25 protein-coding genes are annotated in these 25,623 nt (G+C 68.2%); 16 read left to right on the top strand and 9 right to left on the bottom strand.

What is annotated here, in order from left to right:
- Nucleotides 1-20 precede the first annotated feature (20 nt).
- Nucleotides 21-1,448 (bottom strand): acyl-CoA synthetase, encoded by a 1,428-nt coding sequence (locus tag ACIP5Y_RS14040; RefSeq protein ID WP_400350205.1) that lies wholly within the window; start codon nt 1,446-1,448, stop codon nt 21-23.
- A 124-nt stretch (nt 1,449-1,572) separates the two neighbouring features.
- Here ACIP5Y_RS14040 and ACIP5Y_RS14035 point away from each other — a divergent pair, with 124 nt between their 5' ends.
- Entirely contained in the window at nt 1,573-2,445 is an 873-nt protein-coding gene (locus ACIP5Y_RS14035) for an oxygenase MpaB family protein (RefSeq protein ID WP_400350203.1), read from the top strand.
- A 13-nt stretch (nt 2,446-2,458) separates the two neighbouring features.
- Here ACIP5Y_RS14035 and ACIP5Y_RS14030 read toward each other — a convergent pair whose 3' ends face one another.
- Complete coding sequence (locus ACIP5Y_RS14030; RefSeq protein ID WP_400350202.1) at nt 2,459-3,091, bottom strand: TetR/AcrR family transcriptional regulator; 633 nt, start codon at nt 3,089-3,091, stop codon at nt 2,459-2,461.
- Nucleotides 3,092-3,236: 145 nt separating this feature from the next.
- Between ACIP5Y_RS14030 and ACIP5Y_RS14025 the strand changes: the two genes are divergently transcribed.
- A complete protein-coding gene (locus ACIP5Y_RS14025) occupies nt 3,237-4,109 on the top strand; it encodes an oxygenase MpaB family protein (RefSeq protein WP_400350201.1) in 873 nt (290 codons plus the stop codon).
- A gap of 340 nt (nt 4,110-4,449) precedes the next feature.
- Here ACIP5Y_RS14025 and dapD read toward each other — a convergent pair whose 3' ends face one another.
- Entirely contained in the window at nt 4,450-5,406 is a 957-nt protein-coding gene (gene dapD, locus ACIP5Y_RS14020) for a 2,3,4,5-tetrahydropyridine-2,6-dicarboxylate N-succinyltransferase (protein WP_400350199.1), read from the bottom strand.
- Between the two features lie 108 nt (nt 5,407-5,514).
- On the opposite strand from dapD, the gene dapE reads away from it, so the two are divergent.
- The 4 genes from dapE to ACIP5Y_RS14000 all read left to right on the top strand — a co-directional run bounded on the left by dapE (nt 5,515) and on the right by ACIP5Y_RS14000 (nt 9,978).
- On the top strand, nt 5,515-6,618 hold the full coding sequence (gene dapE, locus ACIP5Y_RS14015; protein ID WP_400350197.1) for a succinyl-diaminopimelate desuccinylase: 1,104 nt from the start codon (nt 5,515-5,517) through the stop codon (nt 6,616-6,618).
- A gap of 135 nt (nt 6,619-6,753) precedes the next feature.
- Nucleotides 6,754-7,554: a TIGR00730 family Rossman fold protein gene (locus ACIP5Y_RS14010; protein ID WP_400350193.1), complete on the top strand. Its 801-nt coding sequence runs from the start codon at nt 6,754-6,756 to the stop codon at nt 7,552-7,554.
- Nucleotides 7,548-8,099 (top strand): TIGR00730 family Rossman fold protein, encoded by a 552-nt coding sequence (locus ACIP5Y_RS14005; RefSeq protein WP_400350190.1) that lies wholly within the window; start codon nt 7,548-7,550, stop codon nt 8,097-8,099. The genes ACIP5Y_RS14010 and ACIP5Y_RS14005 overlap by 7 nt, the downstream gene beginning before the upstream one ends.
- A gap of 79 nt (nt 8,100-8,178) precedes the next feature.
- Nucleotides 8,179-9,978, top strand: coding sequence for a long-chain-acyl-CoA synthetase (locus ACIP5Y_RS14000; protein ID WP_400350187.1), 1,800 nt, complete (start codon nt 8,179-8,181; stop codon nt 9,976-9,978).
- Nucleotides 9,979-10,256: 278 nt separating this feature from the next.
- On the opposite strand, the gene ACIP5Y_RS13995 is transcribed toward ACIP5Y_RS14000, so the two are convergent.
- Nucleotides 10,257-11,285, bottom strand: coding sequence for a GAF domain-containing protein (locus ACIP5Y_RS13995; RefSeq protein ID WP_400350186.1), 1,029 nt, complete (start codon nt 11,283-11,285; stop codon nt 10,257-10,259).
- Between the two features lie 73 nt (nt 11,286-11,358).
- Here ACIP5Y_RS13995 and ACIP5Y_RS13990 point away from each other — a divergent pair, with 73 nt between their 5' ends.
- The 4 genes from ACIP5Y_RS13990 (at nt 11,359) to ACIP5Y_RS13975 (ending at nt 15,960) form a co-directional block, all read left to right on the top strand.
- Entirely contained in the window at nt 11,359-12,264 is a 906-nt protein-coding gene (locus ACIP5Y_RS13990) for an alpha/beta hydrolase family esterase (protein WP_400350184.1), read from the top strand.
- A gap of 251 nt (nt 12,265-12,515) precedes the next feature.
- A complete protein-coding gene (locus ACIP5Y_RS13985) occupies nt 12,516-14,084 on the top strand; it encodes an AMP-binding protein (protein WP_400350182.1) in 1,569 nt (522 codons plus the stop codon).
- Nucleotides 14,085-14,152: 68 nt separating this feature from the next.
- Entirely contained in the window at nt 14,153-15,025 is an 873-nt protein-coding gene (gene folP / locus ACIP5Y_RS13980; protein WP_400350180.1) for a dihydropteroate synthase, read from the top strand.
- Nucleotides 15,022-15,960, top strand: a complete 939-nt coding sequence (locus ACIP5Y_RS13975; protein ID WP_400350177.1) for a glucosyl-3-phosphoglycerate synthase — start codon at nt 15,022-15,024, stop codon at nt 15,958-15,960. Before folP ends, ACIP5Y_RS13975 begins: the two co-directional genes overlap by 4 nt.
- 69 nt (nt 15,961-16,029) lie before the next feature.
- On the opposite strand, the gene ACIP5Y_RS13970 is transcribed toward ACIP5Y_RS13975, so the two are convergent.
- The 5 genes from ACIP5Y_RS13970 to sigE all read right to left on the bottom strand — a co-directional run bounded on the left by ACIP5Y_RS13970 (nt 16,030) and on the right by sigE (nt 20,194).
- The gene (locus ACIP5Y_RS13970) at nt 16,030-16,866 is read right to left on the bottom strand and encodes a hypothetical protein (protein ID WP_396999759.1); all 837 of its coding nucleotides are present in this window, start codon (nt 16,864-16,866) and stop codon (nt 16,030-16,032) included.
- A gap of 59 nt (nt 16,867-16,925) precedes the next feature.
- Entirely contained in the window at nt 16,926-17,327 is a 402-nt protein-coding gene (gene tatB, locus ACIP5Y_RS13965; protein ID WP_396999757.1) for a Sec-independent protein translocase protein TatB, read from the bottom strand.
- Between the two features lie 62 nt (nt 17,328-17,389).
- Nucleotides 17,390-18,985, bottom strand: coding sequence for a S1C family serine protease (locus tag ACIP5Y_RS13960; protein WP_400350173.1), 1,596 nt, complete (start codon nt 18,983-18,985; stop codon nt 17,390-17,392).
- A 10-nt stretch (nt 18,986-18,995) separates the two neighbouring features.
- Nucleotides 18,996-19,391 (bottom strand): hypothetical protein, encoded by a 396-nt coding sequence (locus ACIP5Y_RS13955; protein WP_400350169.1) that lies wholly within the window; start codon nt 19,389-19,391, stop codon nt 18,996-18,998.
- A 71-nt stretch (nt 19,392-19,462) separates the two neighbouring features.
- Nucleotides 19,463-20,194 carry an RNA polymerase sigma factor SigE gene (gene sigE / locus ACIP5Y_RS13950; RefSeq protein ID WP_400350165.1) on the bottom strand — a complete coding sequence of 244 codons (732 nt, stop codon included), beginning with the start codon at nt 20,192-20,194 and terminating at the stop codon, nt 19,463-19,465.
- 232 nt (nt 20,195-20,426) lie between these two features.
- On the opposite strand from sigE, the gene ACIP5Y_RS13945 reads away from it, so the two are divergent.
- From ACIP5Y_RS13945 to ACIP5Y_RS13920, 6 genes are all read left to right on the top strand, one after another.
- Nucleotides 20,427-21,074: an O-methyltransferase gene (locus tag ACIP5Y_RS13945; RefSeq protein ID WP_400350161.1), complete on the top strand. Its 648-nt coding sequence runs from the start codon at nt 20,427-20,429 to the stop codon at nt 21,072-21,074.
- Between the two features lie 217 nt (nt 21,075-21,291).
- Nucleotides 21,292-21,927 (top strand): TetR family transcriptional regulator, encoded by a 636-nt coding sequence (locus ACIP5Y_RS13940; RefSeq protein ID WP_400350160.1) that lies wholly within the window; start codon nt 21,292-21,294, stop codon nt 21,925-21,927.
- 51 nt (nt 21,928-21,978) lie between these two features.
- Nucleotides 21,979-22,956, top strand: a complete 978-nt coding sequence (locus ACIP5Y_RS13935) for an ATP-binding cassette domain-containing protein (protein ID WP_400350159.1) — start codon at nt 21,979-21,981, stop codon at nt 22,954-22,956.
- Complete coding sequence (locus tag ACIP5Y_RS13930) at nt 22,953-24,605, top strand: ABC transporter permease (RefSeq protein ID WP_400350157.1); 1,653 nt, start codon at nt 22,953-22,955, stop codon at nt 24,603-24,605. The genes ACIP5Y_RS13935 and ACIP5Y_RS13930 overlap by 4 nt, the downstream gene beginning before the upstream one ends.
- Nucleotides 24,606-24,823: 218 nt before the next feature.
- Complete coding sequence (locus ACIP5Y_RS13925; protein WP_400350154.1) at nt 24,824-25,051, top strand: hypothetical protein; 228 nt, start codon at nt 24,824-24,826, stop codon at nt 25,049-25,051.
- A gap of 93 nt (nt 25,052-25,144) precedes the next feature.
- On the top strand, nt 25,145-25,615 hold the full coding sequence (locus tag ACIP5Y_RS13920) for a hypothetical protein (RefSeq protein WP_400350152.1): 471 nt from the start codon (nt 25,145-25,147) through the stop codon (nt 25,613-25,615).
- The last annotated feature ends 8 nt before the right edge of the window (nt 25,616-25,623 follow it).

Raw genomic sequence — 25,623 nt, 5'->3', positions numbered from 1 at the left:
AACCTCGAGCCCGCTTCAGGTCAAGCCAGAAGTTTCTTCTGGACCTTGCCCATGGCATTGCGCGGCAGTGACTCCACGACCCGCACCTCGCGCGGCCGCTTGTGCACCGAGAGTTCGCTCGCCACATGGTCGATCAACTGCTGCGCGATGGAATCGCCTGCCCCGTCCCGCAGTACGACGTAGGCGACGATGCGCTGCCCCAGATCCACATCCGGCAGGCCGACGACCGCGGTCTCGGCGACGGCCGGATGCCCCAGCAGCGCCGTCTCGATCTCGCCCGCGCCGATCCGGTAGCCACCGGATTTGATGAGGTCCACCGATTCCCGGCCGACGATGCGATGGAAGCCGCCCGCGTCGATGACCGCCACATCGCCGGTCTTGAACCAGCCGTCCTCGGTCCAGTTCTCGGCGGTGACCTCGGGCTTGTTCAGGTAACCGTCGAACAGCATGGGCCCGCGCAATTGCAGTGCGCCGACACTCTCGCCGTCGTGCGGCACGGGCCGGCCCGCTTCATCCCGCAGCCGGGTCTCGACGCCCGCGACAGGCGTCCCGACCCAGCCCGGCCGCCGTTCGCCATCCGGCCGGGTGGACAGGGTGATCATGGTTTCGCTCATGCCGTAGCGCTCGATCGGCGCCTGCCCGGTGAGTTCGGTGAGCCGTTCGAAGACCGGCACCGGCAGCGGCGCACTGCCCGAGATGAGGATGCGCGCCGTGGCCAATTCGCGTGCGGCTTCGGGATCTTCGGTCACGCGCGACCATACGGTGGGCACCCCGAAGTACATGGTGCCGTGCGCCGCCGCATAGGCCTGCGGGGTCGGCTTCCCGGTGTGGATGAGCGGGCTGCCGATCCGCAACGGCCCCAGCAGACCGAGAATCAGCCCGTGCACATGGAACAGCGGAAGTCCGTGCACCAGCACATCTTTCCAGGTCCACTGCCAAGCCTGCGCCAGTCCGTCCAGCCCGGCGGCAATGGCATTGCGGCTGAGCAGAACACCCTTCGGCGCACCGGTGGTGCCGGAGGTGTAGAGGATGAAAGCCGTTGTCTTCCCGTCGGGTTCGGCGTAACGATGCCAGGAGCGCGCATGCTTGCGCACCGGCACCACGGGCAGCTCCGAGCCCTCGGGGGCCTTGCCCAGCCAGGCCTGCGCGCCCGAATCCCGCAGGATGTGCGCCAATTCCGCGGTTCCGGCGTCCGGCGGGACCGGCACCACGGTGACGCCCGCGATCAGGCAGCCGACCACCGCGAGCACGGTGGTGACCGTCGGTTCGGCGAGGACGGCCACCCGCTCGGCCTGGGCGACGCGTTCGGCGACGGAGGTGGCCGCGCCGAGCAGATCGCTGCGCGACAGGGTTTCCCCGTCGATGGTGACGGCGTCCGGAATATCGTCACCGGCGGCGACGGCGGCCGGATTCAGTGAGCTCAGCAGGAGTGGCGACCCGTATGACACGAGTTCACGCTACCGGAGGCGGCGGGACACGAATCGAATGCGAAGTTGCCAAGTCGGTTGACAGGCGAGGTGAGTGGGTAAGAAAGTCTGTGTACAACCTTCTCACGCGAGGGAGTGGTCAACGATGACCAGACCGCTTGGTGCACAGTCCTTTGGTACACAGTCCTACGGAACCACCGAGACCGAACAGCCGATCGATCCCCGCCGCTTCCTCGACGGTTCGGCCGGATTGTTCGGCGCCGCGGCGAACGTGATCATGCAGCTGTCGAAGCCACCGGTCGGCTACGGCGTTGTGGAGAGCCCCGTGGCGACCGGGAACGTCATGGTCCACCCCCTCAAGCGACTGCGGACGACCATCACCTATCTGGCCGTCGCACTCCTCGGTAATGACGAAGACCGCGCCGCCTACCGCGAAGCTGTCGACAGCGTGCACAAGTTCGTGCGCTCGCATGCGGGAAGTACGGTGAAGTACAACGCTTTCGATCCGAACCTGCAGCTCTGGGTGGCCGCCTGCCTGTATTGGGGTGCGCGTGATCTGTACGAGCGCATGCACGGCCCCATGGCCGAGGCCGACGCGGACGCCTTCTACCACCACGCCGCCCGGCTCGGCACCACCTTGCAGGTACGCCCCGGGCAGTGGCCCGCGGATCGCGATGCCTTCGACCGGTATTGGGCGGAGAACCTCGCGAAAACCTCCATCGATCCGAAGATCAAGGCGTACTTCGAGGACCTCATCGATCTGAAGATGCTCCCGAAACCGTTCCGGCCGGCCTTCGGCGGCATTCACCGGTTCTTCGTCATCGGGCTACTGCCGCAACATCTTCGGGATGAGATGGGCATGACCTGGTCGCCGCGACAGGATCGGCTGCTCGCTCGCATTCTCCGCACCGTGGGCGCGGCGGAGGGCGTGCTGCCGGCACCCGTACGGAGTTTCCCGCTCAATGCCTATCTGCTGGATATGCGCCTGCGGCGCCGGCTGGGTCTGCGGCTGGTGTGAAATCCGCTGCCGGTCAGAAGATTCGGAAGCCCGGCAGGACGTGGTCGCGGGCGAATCGCCGCAGGGCGGCGTCATCGTCGATGGGGATCACGGTCTGCGGGGTGAGCGCGAGTGACAGTGCGGCGCGCGCGATCATCTCGGCCAGGGGCAGCGGATCGTATTCCGGCAGTTTGCCTTCGGCCTGCAGGCCCGCGATGAATTCGGCCAGGTAGTCGCGGCCGAGTTCGATGACGGGCGCGCCCTGCACGGTGAGGTACGGCAGCACCATTTCGGGTTCGGTCTTGAGCAGCCGGTCGAGCAGCTTGTTACCGCGCAGGCCCTCGATGAAGGCGACGAACAGGGCGACGATCTGGTCCTCGGCGCTGGCGTCGCGGGCGATCTGGCTCTGCACCGCCGTGTCGGCGTCCTCGATGAACTGCCGGGCCTGGCGTAGGGCGACGGCCTGGATGAGGTCGTTCTTGCCGGCGAAGCGTCGGTAGAGGGTGGCGAGGGAGAGTCCGCCGCGGCGGGCGACCTCGACCATGCTGGTGCGTTTGATCCCGAAGTCGAGGAAGGCGAGCATCGCGGCATCGAGCACCTTGGCCTGATTGCGGTCCTCGGGTCCGGAGCCCCGGACGAGCGGCAGCAGTTTGGCCAGCTTGGCCATGTTCCGGGCCCTTTCCGGTCGCGGCGATAAGGTGAGGCACTAATCTTCGCACATTGACAGTGGCGGACCCTGATGAGAAGGTGAGTCGAGAACTTTCTCACACTCTCCTCGCGGTGAGGAGTGACCACGAGGAGCCGTGTCAACGATGACCGCACCCCTGCGCAAGTCCGATGAGTACCAGCCGGTCGGCATCTCGCCCATCGAGTTGACGCCGGAAACCGTCCGCGAACACATCGACGGGGTCGCCGCCTTCCTCGGCGGCGCGGCCAACGTGATCATGCAGTTGTCGCTGAAGCCGGTCGGCTACGGGGTCATGGAGAGCGACGTCGACAGCGGCAAGGTCATGCTGCATCCGATCAAGCGGCTGCGGACCACCCTCACCTATATCGCCGTCGCGATGCTCGGTGATGAAGAGGATCGGCGTTCGTATCGCGAGGCCGTCAACGAATCGCACCGCACGGTCCACACCAAGCCGGGCAGCCCGGTGAAGTACAACGCCTTCGACCCGAAACTCCAACTGTGGGTGGCCGCTTGCCTCTACTGGGGCATCGACGATCTCTACCACCGGCTCCGCGGGCCCATGGATCCCGATATGGCGGAAGCCTTCTACCGCTACTGTGCGCGGCTCGGCACCACCCTGCAGATGCGCGAGGAGATGTGGCCGGCCACGCGCGACCGGTTCTACGCGTACTGGGAAGAGAACCTCGCCACCAAGACCATCGACGAGCCCACCCGCAGATACTTCAATGACCTCACCGATCTGAAGATGCTGCCGCGCCCGCTGTCGCTCGCCCTCGGTGGCCTGCACCGGTTCATCGTCACCGCGCTGCTGCCCCCGCACCTGCGCGACGAGATGAGCATGACCTGGAGCGCGCGCGACGAACGCTTCTTCACCGGCATGCTGCGCCTCATCTCGGCGGTGTGGACCCGGCTGCCCGGCCCGATCCGCTTGTTCCCCTACAACTTCTACCTCGCCGATATGCGGCTGCGCCGCCGCTTCGGCCGCCCGCTGGTCTGAGGAGACGACTCGCCGACCCTGTACCACGTGGGTCTTTGGGCCCGATGGATTCCATGTGGGTACTGGCATGACACCGGAGAGCGGCAAAGCCGCTTGGATACATGATGATTGCGAGCGGGGGTACGTTTTTCCGTTGGATCGTGGACGCGCGGAAGGCATTATGCGGATTCACGCTCCGTGCCGACCGGCCTGTCCGAGGAAGCAGACTGCCGCCGAGTATCTGGAGGGTGAGTTTTCCGCCGACTCCGGTGCTGCTCCGAGTCCGGCGTTCGGGCGGCGGTTCACATAAGCGAAACCCCCTGTGGCGCAAGGCGCACAGGGGGTTTCGAGGTCTTCGAGGTCAGTCGTTCGCGTGCAGGGCGGCGTTGAGTTCGACGCCCGTGCCCTTGCGTGCCCGCACCTCGACCGCGCCGGTCTGGGAGTTGCGGATGAAGAGGAGGTTGGAGCTGCCAGAAAGGTCCGCGGCCTTGACGATATTGCCGTCGGGGAGCTTCACCTTGGTGCCGGCGGTGATGTAGAGGCCCGCTTCGACGACGCAGTCGTCGCCGAGGGAGATGCCGACGCCGGCGTTGGCGCCGAGCAGGCAGCGTTCGCCGAGGGAGATGACCTGCTTGCCGCCGCCGGAGAGGGTGCCCATGATGGAGGCGCCGCCGCCGACGTCGGAGCCGTCGCCGACCACCACACCGGCCGAGATGCGGCCTTCCACCATGGAGTTGCCGAGGGTGCCGGCATTGAAGTTGACGAAGCCCTCGTGCATGACGGTGGTGCCGGAGGCCAGGTGGGCGCCCAGGCGGACGCGGTCGGCGTCGGCGATGCGGACGCCGGACGGCAGTACGTAGTCGACCAGGCGGGGGAACTTGTCGACGCCGTAGACGGTGACCGGGCCGCGGGCGCGGAGCTTCAGGCGGGTCAGCTCGAATTCCTCGGTGGAGCAGGGGCCGTGGTTGGTCCACACCACATTGGCCAGCAGGCCGAAGATGCCGTCCAGGTTGGCGCCGTGCGGCTGGATCAGACGGTGTGAGAGCAGGTGCAGGCGCAGGTAGGCGTCGTGGGTGTCGACCGGCGCGGCGGACAGGTCCGCGATGGTGGTGCGCACCACCACGACCGAGACGCGGCGGGCCACATCCTCGCCGGACTGCTCGGCGAACTTGGCGTACTCGAGGTCGGCGGGATCCAGCGGCTTGGTGCCGGTATCGGAGAATTCACCCAACTCGGGATACGGGTACCAGGTGTCCAGAACGGTCCCGTTCGCGGTGATGGTGGCCAGTCCGACTGCTGATGCTCCCTGAGTACTCACGGCTCCCCAGGTTACCGGGCTGTGAATAAATACCGCATGCGGTGCCGATTCGTGCCGTTGCACGACTGCGGAGAGAACGGAGGACATACCTCCTTTAGTGTGGATCGAGTGACCATCGATCTGAGCGCCGACCCCGTATCACTCACCGCAGCTCTGGTGGACATTCCGAGCGTGTCCCGCGATGAACAGCTCATCGCGGACATCGTCCAGCGGGCACTGCAGGAACAGACCACGGGGTTCGAGATCGTCCGGCACGGCAACACCGTGCTGGCGCGCACCGACCGCGGGCTGCCCACCCGCGTCATCCTCGCCGGGCACCTCGACACCGTCCCCATCGCCGACAATGTCCCCAGCCGATTCGAGACCGGCGAGAACGGGGAACGACAGCTGTGGGGCTGCGGCACCGTCGACATGAAATCCGGTGACGCCGTCTTCCTGCACCTGGCCGCCACCATCGCCGAACCGGTGCACGACCTGACGCTCATCTTCTACGACTGCGAGGAGATCGCCGCCGAGTTCAACGGCCTCGGCCGCATCGAACGCGAACTCCCGGACTGGCTGGAAGGCGACCTCGCCGTACTCGGCGAACCCTCCGGCGGCTGGATCGAAGCCGGCTGCCAGGGCACCCTGCGGGTCCGGCTCACCACCACCGGCGTCCGCGCGCACACCGCGCGAGCCTGGCTGGGCGACAATGCCATTCACGATCTCGCACCCGTGCTGGAACGACTGGAGAACTATCGGGCGCGCGAGGTCGAGATCGACGGCTGCACCTACCGCGAGGGCCTGTCCGCCGTCCGCGTCGAGGGCGGCGTCGCCGGCAATGTGGTCCCGGACGTGGCCACCGTGGACGTGAACTTCCGCTTCGCCCCCGACCGCACCCTGGATCAGGCGACCGAGCATGTGCGCGAAGTCTTCTCGGGTCTCGACCTGGAATTCGAGCGCACCGACGGCGCCCCCGGCGCGCTGCCCGGCCTGTCCAACCCGGCCGCCAAGGACCTCATCGAGATCGTGCATGCGCACGGAAGCGGCGGTGTGCGCGCCAAATACGGCTGGACCGATGTCTCCCGCTTCGCCGCCCGCGGCATCCCCGCGGTCAACTTCGGCCCCGGCGACCCCAACCTCGCGCACAAGCGCGACGAGCACCTACCGGTCGATCAGATCACCCAGGTCACGTCGATGCTGCGCAGTTACCTGACCGGGGCGAAGAGCTGACCATGGAGATCGCGGCCCGTCGCGTTCTGGACTGAGTGGAGCGGGGGAGCGAAGCGGAGGAGCGGAGGGAGGGAAGAACGCGACTTTCAGGGCCGCGATCCCGCCCGCAGCGGAGCGAAGGGCAGTATGTAGAGCATGTCTGCTGAGCCCGAGGTTGGTGGCGCGCGTTCGCCCAAGACGCCGCAGTTTCGCGGTCCGATAATGCTGCGGCGTGATCGCAAGGTGGGGATCGGGACCACCGATGCTCGTCTGCTGGACGAGCGGGGGCCCGCGGACTGGTTGCACACCGATCCCTGGCGCGTGCTGCGCATCCAGGCCGAGTTCATCGAGGGCTTCGGGGCGCTGGCGGAAATCCCGCGGGCGGTCGCCGTCTTCGGTTCGGCCCGCACGGCCGCCGATTCGCCGGAGTATCAGGCCGGTGTGGCCATCGGCGGCGCGCTCGCCAATGCCGGCTTCGCCGTCATCACCGGTGGCGGGCCGGGCGCCATGGAGGCCGCGAACCGGGGTGCGTCCGAGGCGGGCGGTTTCTCCATCGGCCTGGGTATCGAGCTGCCGTTCGAACAGCACCTCAACGAGTGGGTCGACCTCGGCATCAACTTCCGGTACTTCTTCGCGCGCAAGACCATGTTCGTGAAGTACGCGCAGGCGTTCGTCTGCCTGCCCGGCGGTTTCGGCACCCTGGACGAGCTCTTCGAAGCGGTCACGCTGGTGCAGACCCGCAAGATCACTCGCTTCCCGATCATCCTGTTCGGCACCAAATACTGGTCCGGCCTGATGGATTGGATGCGGGACTCGCTGCTCGGCTCCGCCAAGATCGCGCCCGGCGATCTGGGGCTGCTGCACGTGACCGACAGTGTGGACGAGGTTGTGAACATCATCGTGCAGGCCGCCGAGGCCCGCGCGCGCGAAGAGGGTGCGGTGGAGGATCAGTGGTGAGTGAGCGCGAGGCGTATTCGGTCTGTGTGTACTGTTCGGCCAGCGTCACCGACCCGCGCGACCTGGAGCTGGCCGCCGCGGTCGGCGCCGAGATCGGCCGCCGCGGTTGGCAATTGGTGTCCGGCGGCGGGCACGTGTCGATGATGGGCGCGGTCGCGCAGGCGGCGCGCGAGGCGGGAGCCAAGACCGTCGGCGTCATCCCGAAGAAGCTGGTGCACCGCGAGGTGGCCGATGTGGATGCCGACGAGCTCATTGTCACCGACTCCATGCGCGAGCGGAAGCAGATCATGGAGGATCGCTCCGACGCCTTCCTGACCCTGCCCGGTGGCATCGGCACCCTCGAAGAGTTCTTCGAAGCCTGGACCGGGGCCTACCTGGGGGTGCACGAGAAGCCGGTGGTGGTGCTGGATCCGGCGGGCCGCTACCGCGGCTTGTTCGAGTGGATAGAGACCCTGCGGGGCAGTGGATTCGTGGGTCGGCAGGCCATGGACAAGGTGGTCGTCACCGCCGAAATGGACGCGGCTTTCGCGGCCTTGTCGAGCTGAGCACTGCGCCGCTGAATTGAAACCGGTTAGTCTCACTCGACAATCTCGTTCGCATCCGTAAGGGTGTGATGAGCGTCGCATGGAACGACCCGGTGAGGAGCGCACAGCAGTGAACACGGATGCCCGTACGACAGTGAGCCTTTTCGATCTGGCCCGGAGTCTGCCCGGCATGGCCCTGCAAGCTCCGGGCATGCTCCGCAATGTCGGGCACATGCTGGTGAAATCCGGCGACCGGGCCTCCATCGGCCTGTACTTCCAGCGCGGCGCGGCCCGCCATCCGGACCGGCCGTTCCTGCGCTTCGAAGGCCGCGAATACACCTGGGGCGAAGCCAATTCCGAGGTCAACCGCTACGCCCGCGTGCTGGAGGAGCGCGGGGTGCGACGCGGCGACGTCGTCGGCATCCTCATGACCAACCGGCCCGAGACGCTGTTCACCGTGCTCGCCACCGTGAAACTCGGCGCCACGGCGGGACAGTTGAACAACAACCAGCGAGACGCGGTGCTGCAGCACAGCTTCGGACTGCTGAACTCGGTACTCGACGTCGTCGGCGAGGAATGCGCCGAGGCGCTCGAGACACTCACCGAGCCCCGGCCGAACGTGCTGTGGAGCGAGGAACTGCACACCGCGGCCCGCGCCGCCGACGCCTCGAATCCCGCTGTCACCGAACAGATCACGGCCCGCGAACGCGCCTACCTGATCTTCACCTCCGGCACCACCGGCCTGCCCAAGGCCAGCGTCATGACCCATCTGCGCTGGACCAAATCCATGGCCGGCATCGGCGGCCTCGGCGTCCGGCTGGAGGGCGGCGACACGCTCTACTGCTGCCTGCCGCTCTATCACAACAATGCCCTCACCGTGGCGTTGTCCTCGGTCATCGCCGGCGGCGCGACTTTCGCACTGGGCCGCAAATTCTCGGCCTCCCGCTTCTGGGAGGAGGCCATCGCCAACCAGGCCACCGCGTTCGTCTACATCGGCGAACTCTGCCGCTACCTGATCAACCAGCCGCCCAAGCGCACCGACCGCATGCACAAGGTGCGGCTCTGCGTCGGCAACGGCCTGCGGCCCGAACTCTGGGACGAATTCAAGAACCGGTTCGGTATCAAGCGGATCGTCGAGTTCTACGGCGCCAGTGAAGGAAACGTCGCCTTCATCAACGCCTTCAGCCTCGACAGGACCGCCGGGTTCACGCCGCTGCCCTTCGCCATCGTCGAATACGACGACGCCACCGGCAAAGCCCTGCGCCATCCGGACGGACGGCTGCGCCGGGTGCGGCCCGGCGGCGTCGGGCTGCTGCTGGCCAAGGTCACCACCCGCTCCCCGTTCGACGGCTACACCGACTCCGCCGCCACCGAGGCCAAACTCGTGCGCGACGGATTCAAGGCCGGCGACTGCTGGTTCGACACCGGAGATCTGGTGCGCGACCAGCGATTCGGTCATATCGCCTTCGTGGACCGGCTCGGCGACACCTTCCGCTGGAAGGGCGAGAACGTGGCCACCACCGAGGTGGAGGCCGCCTTCGACGGCATCGACACCGTCACCCAGGCAGTCGTCTACGGCGTGGACGTGCCGGGCGCCGACGGCAAGGCGGGCATGGCCGCCGTCACCCTCGGCGAGGGCGCCGAGTTCGACGGGAAGCTCACCGCCAAGGCGCTTTTCGAACAACTGCCCACTTACGCTGTGCCGCTGTTCATCCGGGTGGTGCCCGCACTGGAACAGACCTCGACGTTCAAGAGCCGCAAGGTCGAACTGCGCAAGCAGGGCTTCGCACCCGACGACCGGAGCACGCTGTACGTGCTCGCCGGGCACGGCGACGGCTATGTCCCGGCCTACGCGGACTATGCGGCGGAGGTCGCCGCGGGACGCGTGCCGCGCAACTGAATCGCGTTCCGGCAGTACCCGCGCGCAAGACCTGGCCGCGGCCGCACCCCTCCGGCGGCCGCGGCCGGCGTGCCTGAAGGGGAACGACGAGGTGCTTCGCCTCCAGGCGCCTCGCTGCGCGCGGGCAGCACGAGGCAGCCGCGCGGAGCGGTCCAGCGACGCGAAATGGAGCAGGCACATCTCGCGTAACTCCCTGGAGGGAGTGCAGCGCCGAGGTTAGTACACCGCGCGGGCGCCCGGCAATCGCAAGGCGTCCACCAGGACGGCACGGCCGGCGTTCACGGAGCGAGCAGACCGGGCTCGCTGCCGTCGTCCACCGGGCGGAACAGCGTGATGACGAAGCGCGGATCGGCATTCGGCAGGGGACGGGTGTACAGCTCCACCGGTTGCCAGGAACGGTCCACCCGCAGCAGGCGCACGATGGCGCGGGCGGTTTTGATCCGCTGTTCCCGGAATTCCAGCATCACCTGCAGATAGAACTTCATGTCATCGGGATGGATGAGATGTGTTGTCGTCAGATTGAACTCGCGTGAACCGGTCGGTTCGGTCCCGCGCGCGATCGGATGATGGCGCCAGGCGATACCCGCCAGAGGCGGCGTCAGCCAGTCGATGATCTGCATGGTCACCGTGTCGATGAGCGCGGTGGTGCCGCCGAGCAGGGCCACCGCGGCATCCGCGTGATAGGTCGGCTGCACGATGCCGGGTTCGCGATCCTCCCCGACGCACAGCAGCAGACCGCGCAGCATGTGCTCGGCGTGATGCGCGAAGAAACCGAATACCCGGGTGGTCTTCTTGTCATCCGCGGTGAGCACTCGCATGGGCCCCGACCAGCGCGTACCCGGCTGCCCGTTCAATGCGGCCGTGATCAGCCGATCGCGTTCCTCGCATTCCACGATGCGGCTCAGGAACCACGCGCCGTGCAGCAGTGGGAAACCCGCGGGCAGCACCGCACCGCCGTCACCGTGATTGCGCAGCGTCCACTGCCTGCCGTCCCACAGGAACGCGTCCACCGCGGGCGGTTCGGTCATGGGGTCGTCGCCGCTGCCCGCCCACAGCAGCACGCCGAGCGCCGCGCCGTCCGGGCCCGGCAAGGGGCGGGTGCTCACCCGGTAGCGTTCGCCGCGCACCGGCACCTCGCGGTCACCGGGGGCGTTGGAGCTCAGGGTCGCGGCGACCGCGGAACCCGCCAGTGTCGCAAGGGAAGTGGGTCGCAAGGCCCGATGCAGGGAACGCGACCGCGCGGTTCCGTCCTCCGGCACGTACCGGATCACGGCGGCCGGTTCGGCGGCATCGATCAAGAACCACATGGCGGTCATTGTCCCGGGCGCGCACCGGTTGCACGGCTGGACCCGGTGGACCGGAGCCGTCAGACTCGCAGGCGTGCGGAAAATCAGACAGGCAGCGGATCGGAAACCGGGGCAATCGCAGCGATTCGGGCAGATCATCACCCGCCGGCAGTTCGTGCACGACGGCCGCCACCGCACCTACACCCTCCTGCACACCGACCCGGTCCAGGAGGGTGCACCGCTGATTCTGGCCCTGCACGGCAGTTTCGAGAACGCGCAATCCTTCCACCGCTTCACCCGCGGCGCTTTCGACACCCTCGCCCGCGACGGCCGCGCCGTGCTCGCCTATCCGGACGCCGTGCGCGAATGGAACGGCGCCCGCACCGCGGCCATCCTCTACCCGAGCGCCAAGAGCGTCGACGATGTCGGCTTCCTCGGCGCCCTGATCGACGAGATCGCGGCCCGGCAGCCGATCGACCCGGCCCGCGTCTACGCCATCGGCTACAGCCTCGGCGGCCAGATGACCATCCGCCTGCTGCACGACGCGCCCGAACTGCTCGCGGGCGCCGCCCTCATCGCCGTGAACCAGCCCGCCCCGGGCAATCTCACCGTCGCCACCACCGAACCGCCGCGACGCCCCGTCCCCGTCCTCACCATTCACGGGACCGCCGATCCCCTCGCCCCCTACACCGGCGGCGTCATCAGCCTCCGCGGCCTCTTCCCCAAGGGCGAGCACCTCTCCGCCGCCGACACCGCCGCCTACTTCGCCCGCCGCAACGGCATCACCACCGCGCCGACGGACAGCCGCCTCGACACCACCGGAAAACCCGTGCACCGCACCGACTATGCGGGCGCCGCCCCCGTCGCCTTCTACACCGTCGACGGCGGCGGCCACCACATCCCGGGCGCGTCCACCGGCAACCGCCTGACCTTCGGCGCCCCCGCACCCCACTTCGACGCCACCGCAGCGATTTCCGGCTTCTTCGGCTTGACCGGCTAGGCCCCGCGCCGGCACGTCGGTCCGGTCCGCCGTGCCCGGTCGCCCGGTTTCGTCCCGGTTGCCGGTGCCGGCCCGGCCCTGAGGCGGCCGAAAACCGGCCGAGCAGTGTGCGATCCCGGCGCCATATGACTTCGACGCTGAACTCCGGATCGACCCGGCCGAGCATGCCCGGCCGGGCGGATCCTCGGGTAGAGGGGGACGGGGCCGGGCGCGGCGTGGCCTTCCCGGGGCGGCGGTGGAAGACTGCGGGCATGAACGACGCAGCGATCGCGCCCGTGCCCGTCATCCGCTGCGGGGGGAGGGTGCGCAGTCAGCCCGAGGCGCAGCAGCGGGCCGGGCGGCTGGCGGCGGCCGTCGCGGCGGCGGGGATCGGGCGCGGGGATCGGGTTGCGGTCATGGCGCGCAACGACATCGAGTTCCTGGAGGCTTCGCTCGCGATTGCGACGGCGGGCGGGAATCCGGTGCCGGTCAACACCCGGTGGACGGCGCCCGAGGTCGCGCATGTGCTCGCCGATGCGAAGGTGCGGCTGGTTTTCGCGCACACCGAGTTCGTGCCGGTCGCGGAGGCGGCGAGCGCGGCGGCGGGGGTCGCGCCGTTGATCGTCGAAATCGGTATGCCGGCAGGGCTTCTCGGGGAATCGGGGCTGGCGGGGGAGTTGGGCGAGCCGACCGGTCGCCACCCGTTGCTCGAGGAGTGGATAGCGGCCCAGGCGGAACCGCTCGGTCACCTCGAGGGCGCGATCTCGGACAGCATGGGGCTGATCTACACCTCCGGCACCACGGGCCGGCCGAAAGGCGTTGTCCGCGAACGCATGACGCCGCAGCAACTGCTCGCCATCGCGGGAGCGACCGCGCAGCGCATGGGGCTCACGCCCGGCGGGGAGATGCTGGTGGCCGGGCCGCTCTATCACGCGTCGCCGAATGCCGTTGCGGTGCTTGCGCTTCGGATGGGCACCAATATCACCATCATGCCGCGCTGGGATTCCGCCCGATTCCTGCGGCACATCCACGAACAGCGCGTGCAGCAGGCGAAGATCGTGCCGACCATGCTGTCCCGGTTGCTGAGCCTGCCCGCCGACGTGCGCGAGCGCTACGACACCAGCAGCCTCACCCACCTGATCCACTCTGCCGCACCCTGCCCGCCGGCCATCAAACGCGCCGCCATCGACTGGTTCGGCGATGCCCTCTCCGAGTTCTACGGTTCCAGTGAATCGGGGCCGCTGACCTGGATCCGCGGCTCCGAATGGCTCGCGCATCCGGGCAGTGTGGGCCGTCCCGCCGACGGCTCCGCGGTGCTCGTCGCCGATGCGGACGGCAAGGAACTCCCGGCCGGCGAGATCGGCCGCGTGTACGTGCGCGGCCCCGAATACTGGCCCGCCTTCGAATATCTCGGCCTGGGCGCGCCCGGCAGCGCGGTCGACGGCATGATCTGGGTCGGCGACCTGGGCCGCTTCGACGAGGACGGCTATCTGTACCTGACCGGCCGCGATTCCGAGGTGGTGATCCGCGGCGGCGTGAACATCTATCCCGCCGAGATCGAGGCCGCGCTGCTGGCGGTGGACGGCATCGAGGACGCCGCGGTGGTCGGAATCCCGGACACCACAGGCGATCTCGGGGAAACCGTGGCCGCGCACATCCTGCCCCGGCCGGGTGCGGAGCTCACCGCCGCGGGCATCACCGCCGCCCTGCGCGGGCAGCTCGCCTCCTACAAGATCCCGTCGCACCTCGAAATCGTCGCTGAGCTGCCCCGGGACGACAACGGCAAGATCTACAAACAACGCGTCCGGGAACTGCTCACCAAGGCCGGTACGGGCTCCTAGCCGGTCAGCGCCCGGTTCCGGTCGGCTGCCCAGCAGGGGTGGGACAGGGGTAGGTACAGTCGAGAGTTATGTGTGCGCCGTTGCCGACATTGTGCGGGAAGCCGGTGGCGACGGATCGGGCGCTGGTGATGGCGATCGTGAACCGGACGCCGGATTCTTTCTATGACAAGGGCGCGACCTTCAGCGACGAGGCCGCCATGGCCGCGGTCGCGCGGGCGGTGGCCGAGGGCGCGGACCTGGTCGATATCGGCGGGGTGAAGGCCGGGCCGGGCGCCGAGGTGGACGCCGCCGAGGAGGCGCGCCGCACGGTGCCGTTCGTGGCCGCTATCCGCGAGCGTTTCCCGGAGCTATTGATCAGCATCGACACCTGGCGGGCGGAGGTGGCGCGGGCGGCGGTGGCCGCGGGCGCGGATCTGATCAACGACACCTGGGCGGGCGCGGACCCGGATCTGGTGGGCGTGGCGGCGGAACTCGGGGTGGGCATCGTGTGCAGCCACACCGGGGGCGCGATGCCGCGGACCCGGCCGCATCGGGTGCGGTACGCGGATGTGGTGGGGGAGGTCGTCGAGACGGTCGTGGCGGCCGCCGAGAACGCCGCGGCGGCGGGTGTGGCGAAGGACTCGATTCTCATCGATCCGACGCACGATTTCGGCAAGAACACGTACCACGGGCTCGAATTGTTGCGTGCAGTAGACGTTCTTGTGAAAACCGGATGGCCCGTCTTGATGGCGCTGAGTAATAAGGATTTCATCGGAGAGACTCTTGGTGTCGGCCTGTCCGAGCGATTGGAGGGCACATTGGCAGCGACTGCTTGGTCGGCCGCCGCGGGCGCCCGCGTTTTCCGGGTGCACGAGGTGGCCGCAACACGCCGGGTGGTGGACATGATCGCCGCGATCCAGGGTCTCCGCCCACCCGCCCGAACTCTGCGAGGTCTCGCATGAGCAAGAAACATCTGCCCACCGACTGGGCGAGCACCCACACCTTCGACCGCCCCGACTGGTCCATCGACGCACTCGTCGAGGCCAAGGGCGACCGTACGGTCTCCGTCGTGTTGCCCGCACTCGACGAGGAAGAGACCGTCGCCGACGTGGTGGCCAGCATCCGGCCCCTGCTCGGCACGCTGGTGGACGAACTCGTGGTGCTGGACTCCGGCTCCACCGACGCCACCGCCGAGCGCGCAGCGGCCGCCGGAGCCACCGTGGTCAGCCGCGAGGAGGCGGTGCCCGAACTCGAGCCGGTCCCCGGCAAGGGCGAATGCCTGTGGCGGTCGCTGGCCGTCACCTCCGGGGATCTCATCGCCTTCGTCGACTCCGACCTCATCGACCCGGATCCGCGGTTCGTGCCGAAACTGCTCGGCCCGCTGCTCACCGTGGACGGCATGCATCTGGTCAAGGCGTACTACCGCCGTCCGCTGCGGCAGGGCGCCACGGTGGACGACCACGGCGGCGGCCGCGTCACCGAACTGGTCGCCCGGCCGCTGCTCGCCGCGCTGCGCCCGGAACTGTCGAATGTGCTGCAGCCCTTGGGCGGCGAGTACGCGGGTACCCGCGAACTGCTCACCTCGGTGCCGTTCGCACCGGGTTACGGCGTGGAGATCGGGCTGCTGCTCGACACCTACGACATGCTCGGCCTGCCCGCCATCGGCCAGGTGAATCTCGGTGTGCGGCAGCACCGCAACCGCCCGCTCTCGGACCTGGGCGTCATGAGCCGCCAGATCCTGGGCACCGTGCTGGGCCGCAGCGGCGTGCCGGACTCCGGTGCGGCGCTGACCCAGTTCCCGCTCGTCTCGGGGGAATTCACGGCGCAGTCCACCGAGGTGTCACTCGCGGACCGGCCGCCCATGAACACGCTGCGGCCCGAATCGGCCGCGGCCTGAGGGCTTTTCACCGATCGCTTTCCAGAAGAGTGGACGGAATGCTTTTCAGCATTCCGTCCACTCTGCTTTTCAGCGGTCGTGCCGATAGATCGGCGTGAGCAGATCGGCCTCGATCGGCTCGCCGGTGTTCCGGTCGTAGCGGACGCCGACCACCGCCGAGAACGGATGGGTGCCCGCCCGCTCGTGCAGGGTCGCGAGTCTCGTTGCCAGCAGCCGGATTGCGCCCAGCGAGGCCGGCGGGTGCAAGCCGTCGATGACCAGGACCGTGCCCTTGCCGTCCGGGCGTGGGACCCGCGCCAGATAGGCGATGTCGTACGGTTCGGTACCGCCCGGCCGGTAGACGCGGCGGGCGGCGCGATCTTCGATACCGCGGCGCACTCTCCCGGCGCGGGCCACGGTGCGGCGCAGGCGCGGGTCCGCCGCCACCAGATAGCGCAGGCTGGGCGACAATTCGGGCCCGCCGAGCACGATCAGGCCCTCCCGATCCAGGTCCAGTGGCCGCCCCGGCAGGAACCGCTGCACCTGGGCCTGGAAGCCCAATTCCCGCAGTAGCTCGACCAATCGGTGCGGCGCCGCCGGATCGGGCGCGCCCACCAGGGCGATGGATCGCGTGGTGCTGCGCACGTCCGGGGTCAGGATGGTGAGCGGACCGTGGCCGAAGAACAGGCCCTCCGGTACCGGACCCTGCGTGCTGACCTGATGGATGCGCGCCCGCGAGAGTCCCGCGGCCGCACCGATTCTGGCGAACGTCCAGCCCTCGGCATGCAGTTCGCGAATGACGGCGCGGCGTATCCGGGTCAGCTCATTGATCTGCTGTTGCGCGGCAGCCACGCCTTCGGTGGCGGCTTTCAGGCGTTCGACCTTGTCTTCGATCGCGAATACCCGTGCCACCTCGTCGGCCGACATGTGCGCAGTCTAGATAGCTGGACAGGATCTGGCGTCAAGTCCACTGGACGGATTCGATCTCAGGTGGCGTCCGGATCCACCGGCGGACGTTCGTTGCGCTCCAGCGGTTTCTGCGGTTTCGGCATGGAAACATCCGAATAACCGCTGCTGGGGGGCGTGACAGGCTTGTCGAAATTACCCGTCAAGAATGAATCGTCGCCATCCAGAAGGTGTTTGGTGACCATCGATTTGGGATTCATACTGCGCAGTTCGTTCAGCTGCTCGAGCGGTTTCCGGATCTCGTCGAATTCCGGCCCGAGCTCCTCGCGCAATTGGTTCGTCGCACCCGTCGCGTAATCACGAACCTGCCGGAGGGTATGCGCGGTCCAGCGCACAGCGCCGGGCAAACGCTCCGGGCCGAGAATCACGAGTGCGGCGACGAGGAGAACGAGCATCTCGCCCCAGCTGATATTGCCGAACACGGGACCAGATTACCTGTGCCCGATTCCGGCGTTTTCGCCGCCGCACCCCTGCGGGAACATGTTTACTTCTGGTCCGACTGGAGTTTCACCGGCACGTCCACTTCGCGTCCGTCGCGAATGAGCTTGATGGTCACCGTTTCACCGGGCTGATGCGACTGCACGGCCACCGTCAGCTCCTCCGGGCCCGTCACGTCACGGTCGCCGACCTTCACGATGACATCGCCCTCCACGATGCCCGCCTGGGCCGCCGAGCTACCCGCCTGCACATCGGCCACCGCGGCGCCGCTCATCACGTCGTTGGAGACGATCTGGGTCTTTGCGCTGACTCCGAGCACCGCGTGCTGGACCGTGTGGCTGGGGTCGTTGATCAAGGTCTGCGAGATGCGCTTGACCTGATCGATCGGAATCGCGAAGCCCAGACCCACCGAACCGCCCGACTCGGACTTGATGGCCGAGTTGATGCCGATCAGCCGGCCCTGCATATCCACCAGTGCGCCACCGGAATTGCCGTGGTTGATGGCCGCGTCGGTCTGCACGGCGTCCAGGGTGGCGTCGGTGTCGGTGCCCTCGCCGCCCACCTTCACCGGGCGGTGCAGCGCGGACACGATGCCGGAGGTGACCGTCTTGTCCAGGCCCAGTGGCGAACCGATGGCCAGCACGTCGTCACCGACCTGCACATCGCTCGAATTGCCGAGCTGGATGACGGACAGGTTCTTCACATCGACCTTCAGTACCGCCAGGTCGGTCTTGATATCGCGGCCCACGATGGTGGCCGGCACCCGATTGCCATCGGAGAAGACCACCTGCAATTTGGCCTTACCGGTCTTGTCATTGGCGAACAGCGAGATCACGTGATTGTTGGTGATGATGTAGCCCGCGCCGTCGATCACCACGCCGGACCCGGTGGATCCGGTGTCGCCGACCCAGTTCCGCACGGTCACCACGGTCGGCATGACCGTATCGACCACCTTGCTGATCTGGTTGTGCGAGGCGTTCCCGGCCGGCGCGGAGGCCAGCGACACCTTGTGCGAGGTCAGGGAGGTGGTGGATTCGGCGGTGAGCCGCCCGACCAGACCACCGGCCACACCGATGACCAGGGCCACCACACCCAGGACCGCCAGCGCCTGCCACGCCACCCCGCGGCCGAACAACACCTCGCGGGCGCCCAGCCTGCGGCCCGGCACCAGCGGTTCCGGAGCGGGCGCACCGACGGCCGGAGTGCCCAGGCGGACCGCGGAATTCGGATCCCGCCACGGATCGGCCGGCCCGGCCGCCGCGGCCTGCTCGGCCTGCGCCTCCGGATCCCGGCCCAGCAGCTCGGTGGAACCCTCCGGCCGGCCGAACGCCTCGGCCAGCACGGCATCCGGCGGACGATTCTGAATCTCGAGCGGTTCGGGCGCCTTGGCGGGCGCGACACCATTGGGTCGCGCCGCGAACGATCCGCTCTGCCCACTCGGGCGGCGGAAGGCGCGCGCGGTATGCGTGTCGACATGCGGCCGATAAACCGGCCGCGGTCCCAGGACCGGTGCGTCCGACGGCCTCAGGTTCCCCCGATCGGCCGCCGAATCAGAAGTCGCGGCAGTCTCGGTCGACCGCTGCGCAGTATCGTCGGGCCCCTCACCCGGTACCGGGCCCGTGTTCTTCGATTCGGTGGTCACGCGATGAACTCTACTTGCGCCACCACGCGGTCCACCGTCTGCTGTCGAACGAATCTTGGCGCAGCCCGAAGGAAGTCGCGCCCCACGACAGCACGCCGCGATCGGCGGACCGGTCGGGCTCGGGCGTCGCGCCCGGGAGCTCGGACATCGGAATCCGGCTCAACGTGTCGTGCAGCCGCAGCGGCGCCGAAATCTGATCGGAGGACTGCCGCAGCGCAATCCGCGCCTGCTGCTGCGCCTCCACCTCGGCCGCGCACTCCACGCACACGGAAAGATGATGGGCGGCACGCAGATACGCGTTCATTCGTAGCTCGCCGTCCACATAAGCCACGATGGCCTCGCTGGCCAGGTGCTCGGTGGGAGCGAAACGAGGCGGACGACGGGGCGGTCTGTCCTCGCCACTCATACGCTGCACACACCCTTTCGGACGATTCGAGCTGTGTCGGGAATGCCGAGGCGCGGGCTCAGGGCCCGCCCTCACCCGACCTCTTCGGTGGCGGCGAAACGCCGCTCCACTCCATTATGCTCGAGGTGCTCGCGCAGTGCCTGACGTCCTCGGTGGATACGGCTGCGCACGGTGCCCAGCTTGACGCCCAGCGTCGCGCCGATCTCCTCGTACGACAGACCTTCGATGTCACACAACACCACCGCGGCACGGAACTCCGGAGCCAGCGCGTCCAGCGCCGACTGCAGGTCCGGGTCCAGATTGGCGTCGTGATAGAGCTGCTCCGGGCCGGGACCGTCGGACGGCACCCGGTCGTAGTCCTCCGGCAACGCTTCCATCCGGATGCGATTGCGGCGGCGGACCATATCCAGGAACAAGTTCGTGGTGATGCGGTGCAGCCAGCCCTCGAAGGTGCCGGGCTGATAGTTCTGCAGGGATCGGAAGACGCGGATGAAGGTCTCCTGCGTCAGATCCTCGGCGTCCTGCGGATCACCGGTGAGCCGGTAGGCCAGGCGGTACACGCGGTCGGCGTGCTCCCGGACCAGTTCGTCCCAGGTGGGCATCTTGGTGCGATCGCCGCTGGCGTCGAAGGCCGCGGTACCGCTCAGGTCGGCCGTGCTTTCCGTGGGCCCGGCCTCGGCGGCGGGCAGGGTCTCGCCGGAATCGGCGGACAGGATGAAGTCGCCGCTCAGCGCGGTGTCACCGGCAAGCGGCTGAATCTGCGGGTGCAGAGTGTTGGCGTGTTCACGCGCCGCGTCGACCATGTGGATGGGATTACCTCCTACTCGGGACCGTGAACGTCGTTCCGGTTACAACCGATCGGTTGGATCAGTTCTTCCCGGCCCGAATTCACGATCGCTGGCCTGGCGTGACGCTTACTCTGGTCGGTCGTGATGAGGCCGCAGTATGTGGAGGCTGAGGGACACCTGAGAAAAATCGCGGGCCCGTCCGGTCGCTGCCACGCGATCATGCCCCCGCGCCGTTAGCCTCTAGGGCGTGAGCCAGACTCCCGCGGCACAGAACCTGCAGCGCAACCTCGCCTACGTGGAGGAATCCGTCGCCGAGGACGAGATCCTCGTCGGCGCGCGCGAACGCGCCGTCGAACTCGGCGCGGCGCCGGTGCCACCCGCGGTCGGCGCGCTGCTGAGCATGTACGCCCAGCTGCTGGGCGCGCGGGCCGTGGTCGAGGTCGGCACCGGCGCCGGCGTCAGCGGGCTCTGGCTGCTGGACGGCATGCGCGAGGACGGCACCCTCACCACCATCGACTCCGAACCCGAGCATCAGCGCGCGGCTCGCGAGGCCTTCCGCTCCGCGGAGATCACGCCCGCCCGCACCCGGCTCATCAACGGGCGCGCCCTGGATGTGCTGCCGCGCTTGGCCGATGGGGCCTACGACCTCGTATTCATCGATGCCGCACCGCTGGAGCACCCGCAGTACGTGGCGCAGGCCGTGCGGCTGCTGCGCGAGGGCGGAGCGATCCTGCTGCACAACGCTTTACTAGGCGGCCGGGTACCGGACCCGGCCCAGCGTGATCCGCAGACCCAGGCCGTGCGCGCCGCCACCCGCGCCATCGCCGAGGATCCGGACCTGACCAGCGTGCTCATCCCCGTCGGCGACGGACTGCTCTGCGCCTCGCGCGGCTGACCACCCGGTGATGCGCGGCCGTTCGTGCCGCGCTGCGCGGGGCTGATCGACCCGGTGCCGCGCGGCCGTCATGCCGCGCTTCGCAGGGCTGTTCGTGCCGCGCGTGCCGCGGGTCGTGCTGCGCGATGCCGCGGGCGGTCAGGAATTCATAAATTCCACTTCGACACGCCCGGCTGGCTATTGCCAATCGATTGAACGACTGTTTAGCATCTTGAACATGCGTTCAACCGACGATCTCACCACCCGGGCCCGGATTCGCGATGCGGCGATCACCGTGTTCGGGCAGGAGGGGTTCGGGGTGGGGGTCCGTGCCATCGCCGCCGCGGCGGGCGTCTCCCCGGGCCTGGTCATGCATCACTTCGGGTCCAAGGACGGTCTGCGTGAGGCCTGCGACGCCTGGGTCCGTGAGACGGTCCGGACCGCCAAGATGCAGTACATCGAGAACCCCACACCCGGCAGCCTCATGCAGCAGCTGGGACAGATCGAGGACTTCGCACCGCTGATGGCCTACCTGGTCCGCAGCTTCCAGGTGGGCGGCCCGCTCACCCGGACCTTCTTCGAGCACATGGTCGAGGACACCGAGCAGTACCTGCGCGCGGGCATCGCCGGCGGCAGCATCAAGCCGCAACGCGACATCCCGGCCATGGCGCGCTTCATCGCCACCAACAACGGCGGCGGCATGATGATGTTCCTGCAGCTCTATACCGCCGAGCACGAGGGCCCCGTCGACTTCCGGAAGGCCCTGCGCGAGTACGCCGATCGCATGATGGTGCCCGCACTGGAGATCTACACCAACGGCCTGCTCACCGACTCGTCCGCGCTGGAGGCCATGATCCAGCACGAGCGGCATTGACCCATCCACGGCAAGAACCCATCCAACGTCGTTTTCCTACAAGGAGATTCGATGAACGTCCCCGCCGCCCCGGTGATCGAAGTCCGGGACCTGCACAAGAACTTCGGGCAGGTGCACGCGCTCGACGGCCTCGACCTCGAGGTCGCCGAAGGTGAGGTGCACGGATTCCTGGGGCCCAACGGCGCCGGGAAATCCACCACCATCCGTGTCCTGCTCGGCATCCTGTCCCGCACCTCGGGTGCGGCCCGGGTCTTCGGGCGGGATCCGTGGACCGATGCGGTCGCACTGCACCGCGACCTCGCCTACGTCCCCGGCGATGTCACGCTGTGGCCGTCACTGTCCGGTGGCGAGACCATCGACCTGCTGGCCCGTATGCGCGGCGGCATCGACAAGGGCCGCCGCGCCGAACTGATCGACCGCTTCGAACTCGACCCGAAGAAGAAGGCGCGCACCTACTCCAAGGGCAACCGGCAGAAGGTCGCGCTGGTCTCGGCGTTCTCGTCCAACGCGCGGCTGCTGCTGCTCGACGAACCCACCTCCGGCCTGGACCCGCTGATGGAACAGACCTTCAACGAATGCGTGGCCGAGGCCGTCACGCGCGGCACCACCGTGCTGCTGTCCAGCCATATCCTCTCCGAGGTGGAGAAGCTGTGTAAGCGGGTCACCATCATTCGCGCCGGCAAGACCGTGGAGACCGGCGCCCTGGCCGATATGCGGCACCTGTCCCGCACCTCCATCACCGCCGAATTGACCGGCAGCCCGGGCGATCTCGGCCGGATCCCCGGCGTCAGCGATATCGACATCGAGGGCAACACCCTGCACTGCCAGGTGGACGCCGAACACCTCGGCGAACTCATCCGCGTGCTCGGCGACGCCGGCGTGCGCAGCCTCGTCAGCCAGCCGCCGACGCTGGAAGAGCTGTTCCTGCGGCACTATTCGCTCAACGGTGACGCGTCCGCCGATCAGGCGGCGCCGGCGTCCGCCGCCGGAACGGCATCGACATCCGCATTGCAGCAGGCCGCGAAATGACCGCCGCCACCGCCGCCGCCCCGCAGGTCATCGAATCACCGCTGCGTTCAACGGATTTCACGGGCACCGGCCAGCTGCTGCGGCTGTACCTGCGCCGTGACCGGGTGGTGCTACCGCTGTGGGTCATCGTGCTGTCGCTGCCGCTGGGCTCGGTCTACATCAAGAGCATCTCGAAGGTCTATCACACCCCCGCCGACCTGGCGCATTTCGTCGCCACCGTGCTCGCCAGCCCGGCGCAGCTGGCCATGTACGGGCCCATCTACAACACCAGCCTGGGTGCGGCCGGCATCTGGAAGGCGGGCATGTTCCATGTGCTCGTCGCCGTCGCCACCATCCTGACCGTCATCCGGCACACCCGCGCCGAAGAGGAGACCGGCCGTGAGGAATTGGTCGCCTCGACCCGCATCGGGCGGTTCGCGGGCCTGACCGCGACGCTGCTGCTGGTCTACGGGGCTTGCCTGCTGATCGGATTGCTCGCCTTCGTGAGTCTCGCGAAAAGCAATGTGCCCGCTTCGGGTTCGCTGGCCTTCGGGCTGGCGCTGGCCGGGTCCGGTGCGGTGTACGCCTCGGTGGCGGCCGTCGCGGCCCAGCTGAGCACCGGCGCCCGGCTGGCCCGCGGTATCGCCTTCGCGGTGCTGGCCGTGACCTACACGCTGCGCGCCATCGGTGACGTGCGTGCGGGAGCCGGGCCCACCAATGTCTTCACCTGGCTCTCCCCGCTGGGGTGGGCGCTGCAGGTACGGCCCTATGCCGGTGATCATTTCGCGGTCCTGCTGCTGCAGCTGGCGCTGGCGGTGGTACTCGCCGGAGTCGCGTACTACCTGCTGGCGCACCGGGGTCTGGGCGCGGGCCTGATCGCCGAACGACCCGGCGCGGCCGCCGCGGGACCGGCGCTCGGCGGACCGTTCGGACTGGCCTGGCGGCTGCAGCGCGGCACGCTGCTGGCCTGGACGGTCGGGCTCGGACTGTACGGCCTGCTGCTCGGCAGCGTGGTGCACGGGATCGGCAACGAGCTCGGCAGCAGTCAGGGCATCCGGGATGTCATCACGCGCATGGGCGGCAATGCCGCGCTCGAGCAGGCGCTCGTCTCTTTCGCGTTCGTGTTCATCGGGATCGGTGCGGCGGCCTACGCGGTGTCGGCGGCGCTGCGGCTGCACGCGGAGGAGACCTCCGATCGCGCCGAGATCGTGCTCACCGGCTCGATATCCCGAATCCGCTGGGCCACTTCACATCTGAGTTTCGCACTGCTCGGATCCGCACTGGCCATGGCGGTCACCGGGCTGCTGGCCGGGCTGCTCTACGGCCGGGCCGCCGGGGACGTGCCCGGCAAGCTCAGCGAAACCATGGGCGCCGCAATGGTTCAGCTGCCCGCGGTGTGGTTCTTCCCCGCCGCCACGCTGCTGCTGTTCGGGCTGCTGCCGCGCTGGACCACGGTGGCGTGGGGAGTGCTTTCGGCCGCCATCGCGGTGTATCTGCTGGGGTCGATTTCCGGTTCTCCCCAATGGTTCCGTGATCTCGATCCGTTCGAGCACGCGCCGCACATCCCCGGTTCGGCGTTCACCGCGACACCATTGATCATCCTGCTGATCATCGACGCGATCCTGATCGCGGCCGGGCTCATCGGATTCCGCCGGCGCGATCTCCGTTAGTCGATCACGTTCGCGGGCACTCGCACGGCGTCACCGGAAATCCGGTGGCGCCGTGCGTCGTTTCCTGGCGATTTGCCTGCGCTGCAGTGCATCTCCGACGGCGGTACGGTGCACTCGAAAACGCCCGCCCGGGCAGTGCAAAGGCAGCGTTGGGGTCTGGATTTCGGCCCTGGCCGGGTGGTACCCACAGAGGGGAACGATTCGCAATGAGTTTAGGAATGGACGACATGTTCGAAGGCGTGATGCTCGGCGTGCATCTGCCCGCCGGTTGGTTGTGGGGCGCCCTGGTGTTCGGCGGTCTGATCCTGGCCGTAGGCCTGCTGGTGTTGTTGCTGGTCAGCGGAGCCCGGTTCGATGAGCACTCGCCCGCGGTCTCCCCGACCCCGGGACCCTGCGCACCGTTCTGCATTTCCAGCACACCCCCGACTCCCGGCTACCCGCAGTAACGACTGCCCGGTGTGATTCGGGGCCACAACGAGGTTTCCACTCGGGCTGCACGGATACTCCACGAGAACAGTTCGAGGATCGAAGGTTTTCCCATGGGGCAGCGGACTCCGGCCGTGGTAGGCCTGTATCTCCAGGAAGCCGGGCAATGGCGCCGGATCGCCGAATTCCGGCTGACCGCCACCGGCCGCGCCACCTTCCGGGCGGTGGACCCCGTCGAAGGACTCGTCGCGCGCGTCTGGTTCCACCAAGGCGTCGACCTGCCCGGTGCGGACCGCACGGTCATGCCCGAAGACGGCGCCGACTTCCTGCGAGCACTGCTGCAGCCGTTCGGTTTCCGCGATTACCGCTTCCGCGACGACAGCCCCGGCCTGCGCCGCGCCGGCCGCAACGCCCACGAACCCGTCCGCCACACACACGAGAAGAGCGGACGCGCCGAAGCCGCAAAGGATTCCGGCTGCACCGGGTGCACCGGCGACGAATCCGGGCACTGCACCCACGACGCCCACCACACCGCCCGGCCCGCCGCCTGGCGCGCATTGGATTCCGACGTCATCCGCTTCTGATCCGGCGA

It is taken from the genome of Nocardia sp. NPDC088792 (assembly GCF_044750615.1).
Classification (GTDB): domain Bacteria; phylum Actinomycetota; class Actinomycetes; order Mycobacteriales; family Mycobacteriaceae; genus Nocardia.
The sequence above is the reverse complement of the archived record's forward strand: the minus strand, read 5'-3'. Positions and strand labels throughout refer to the sequence as shown.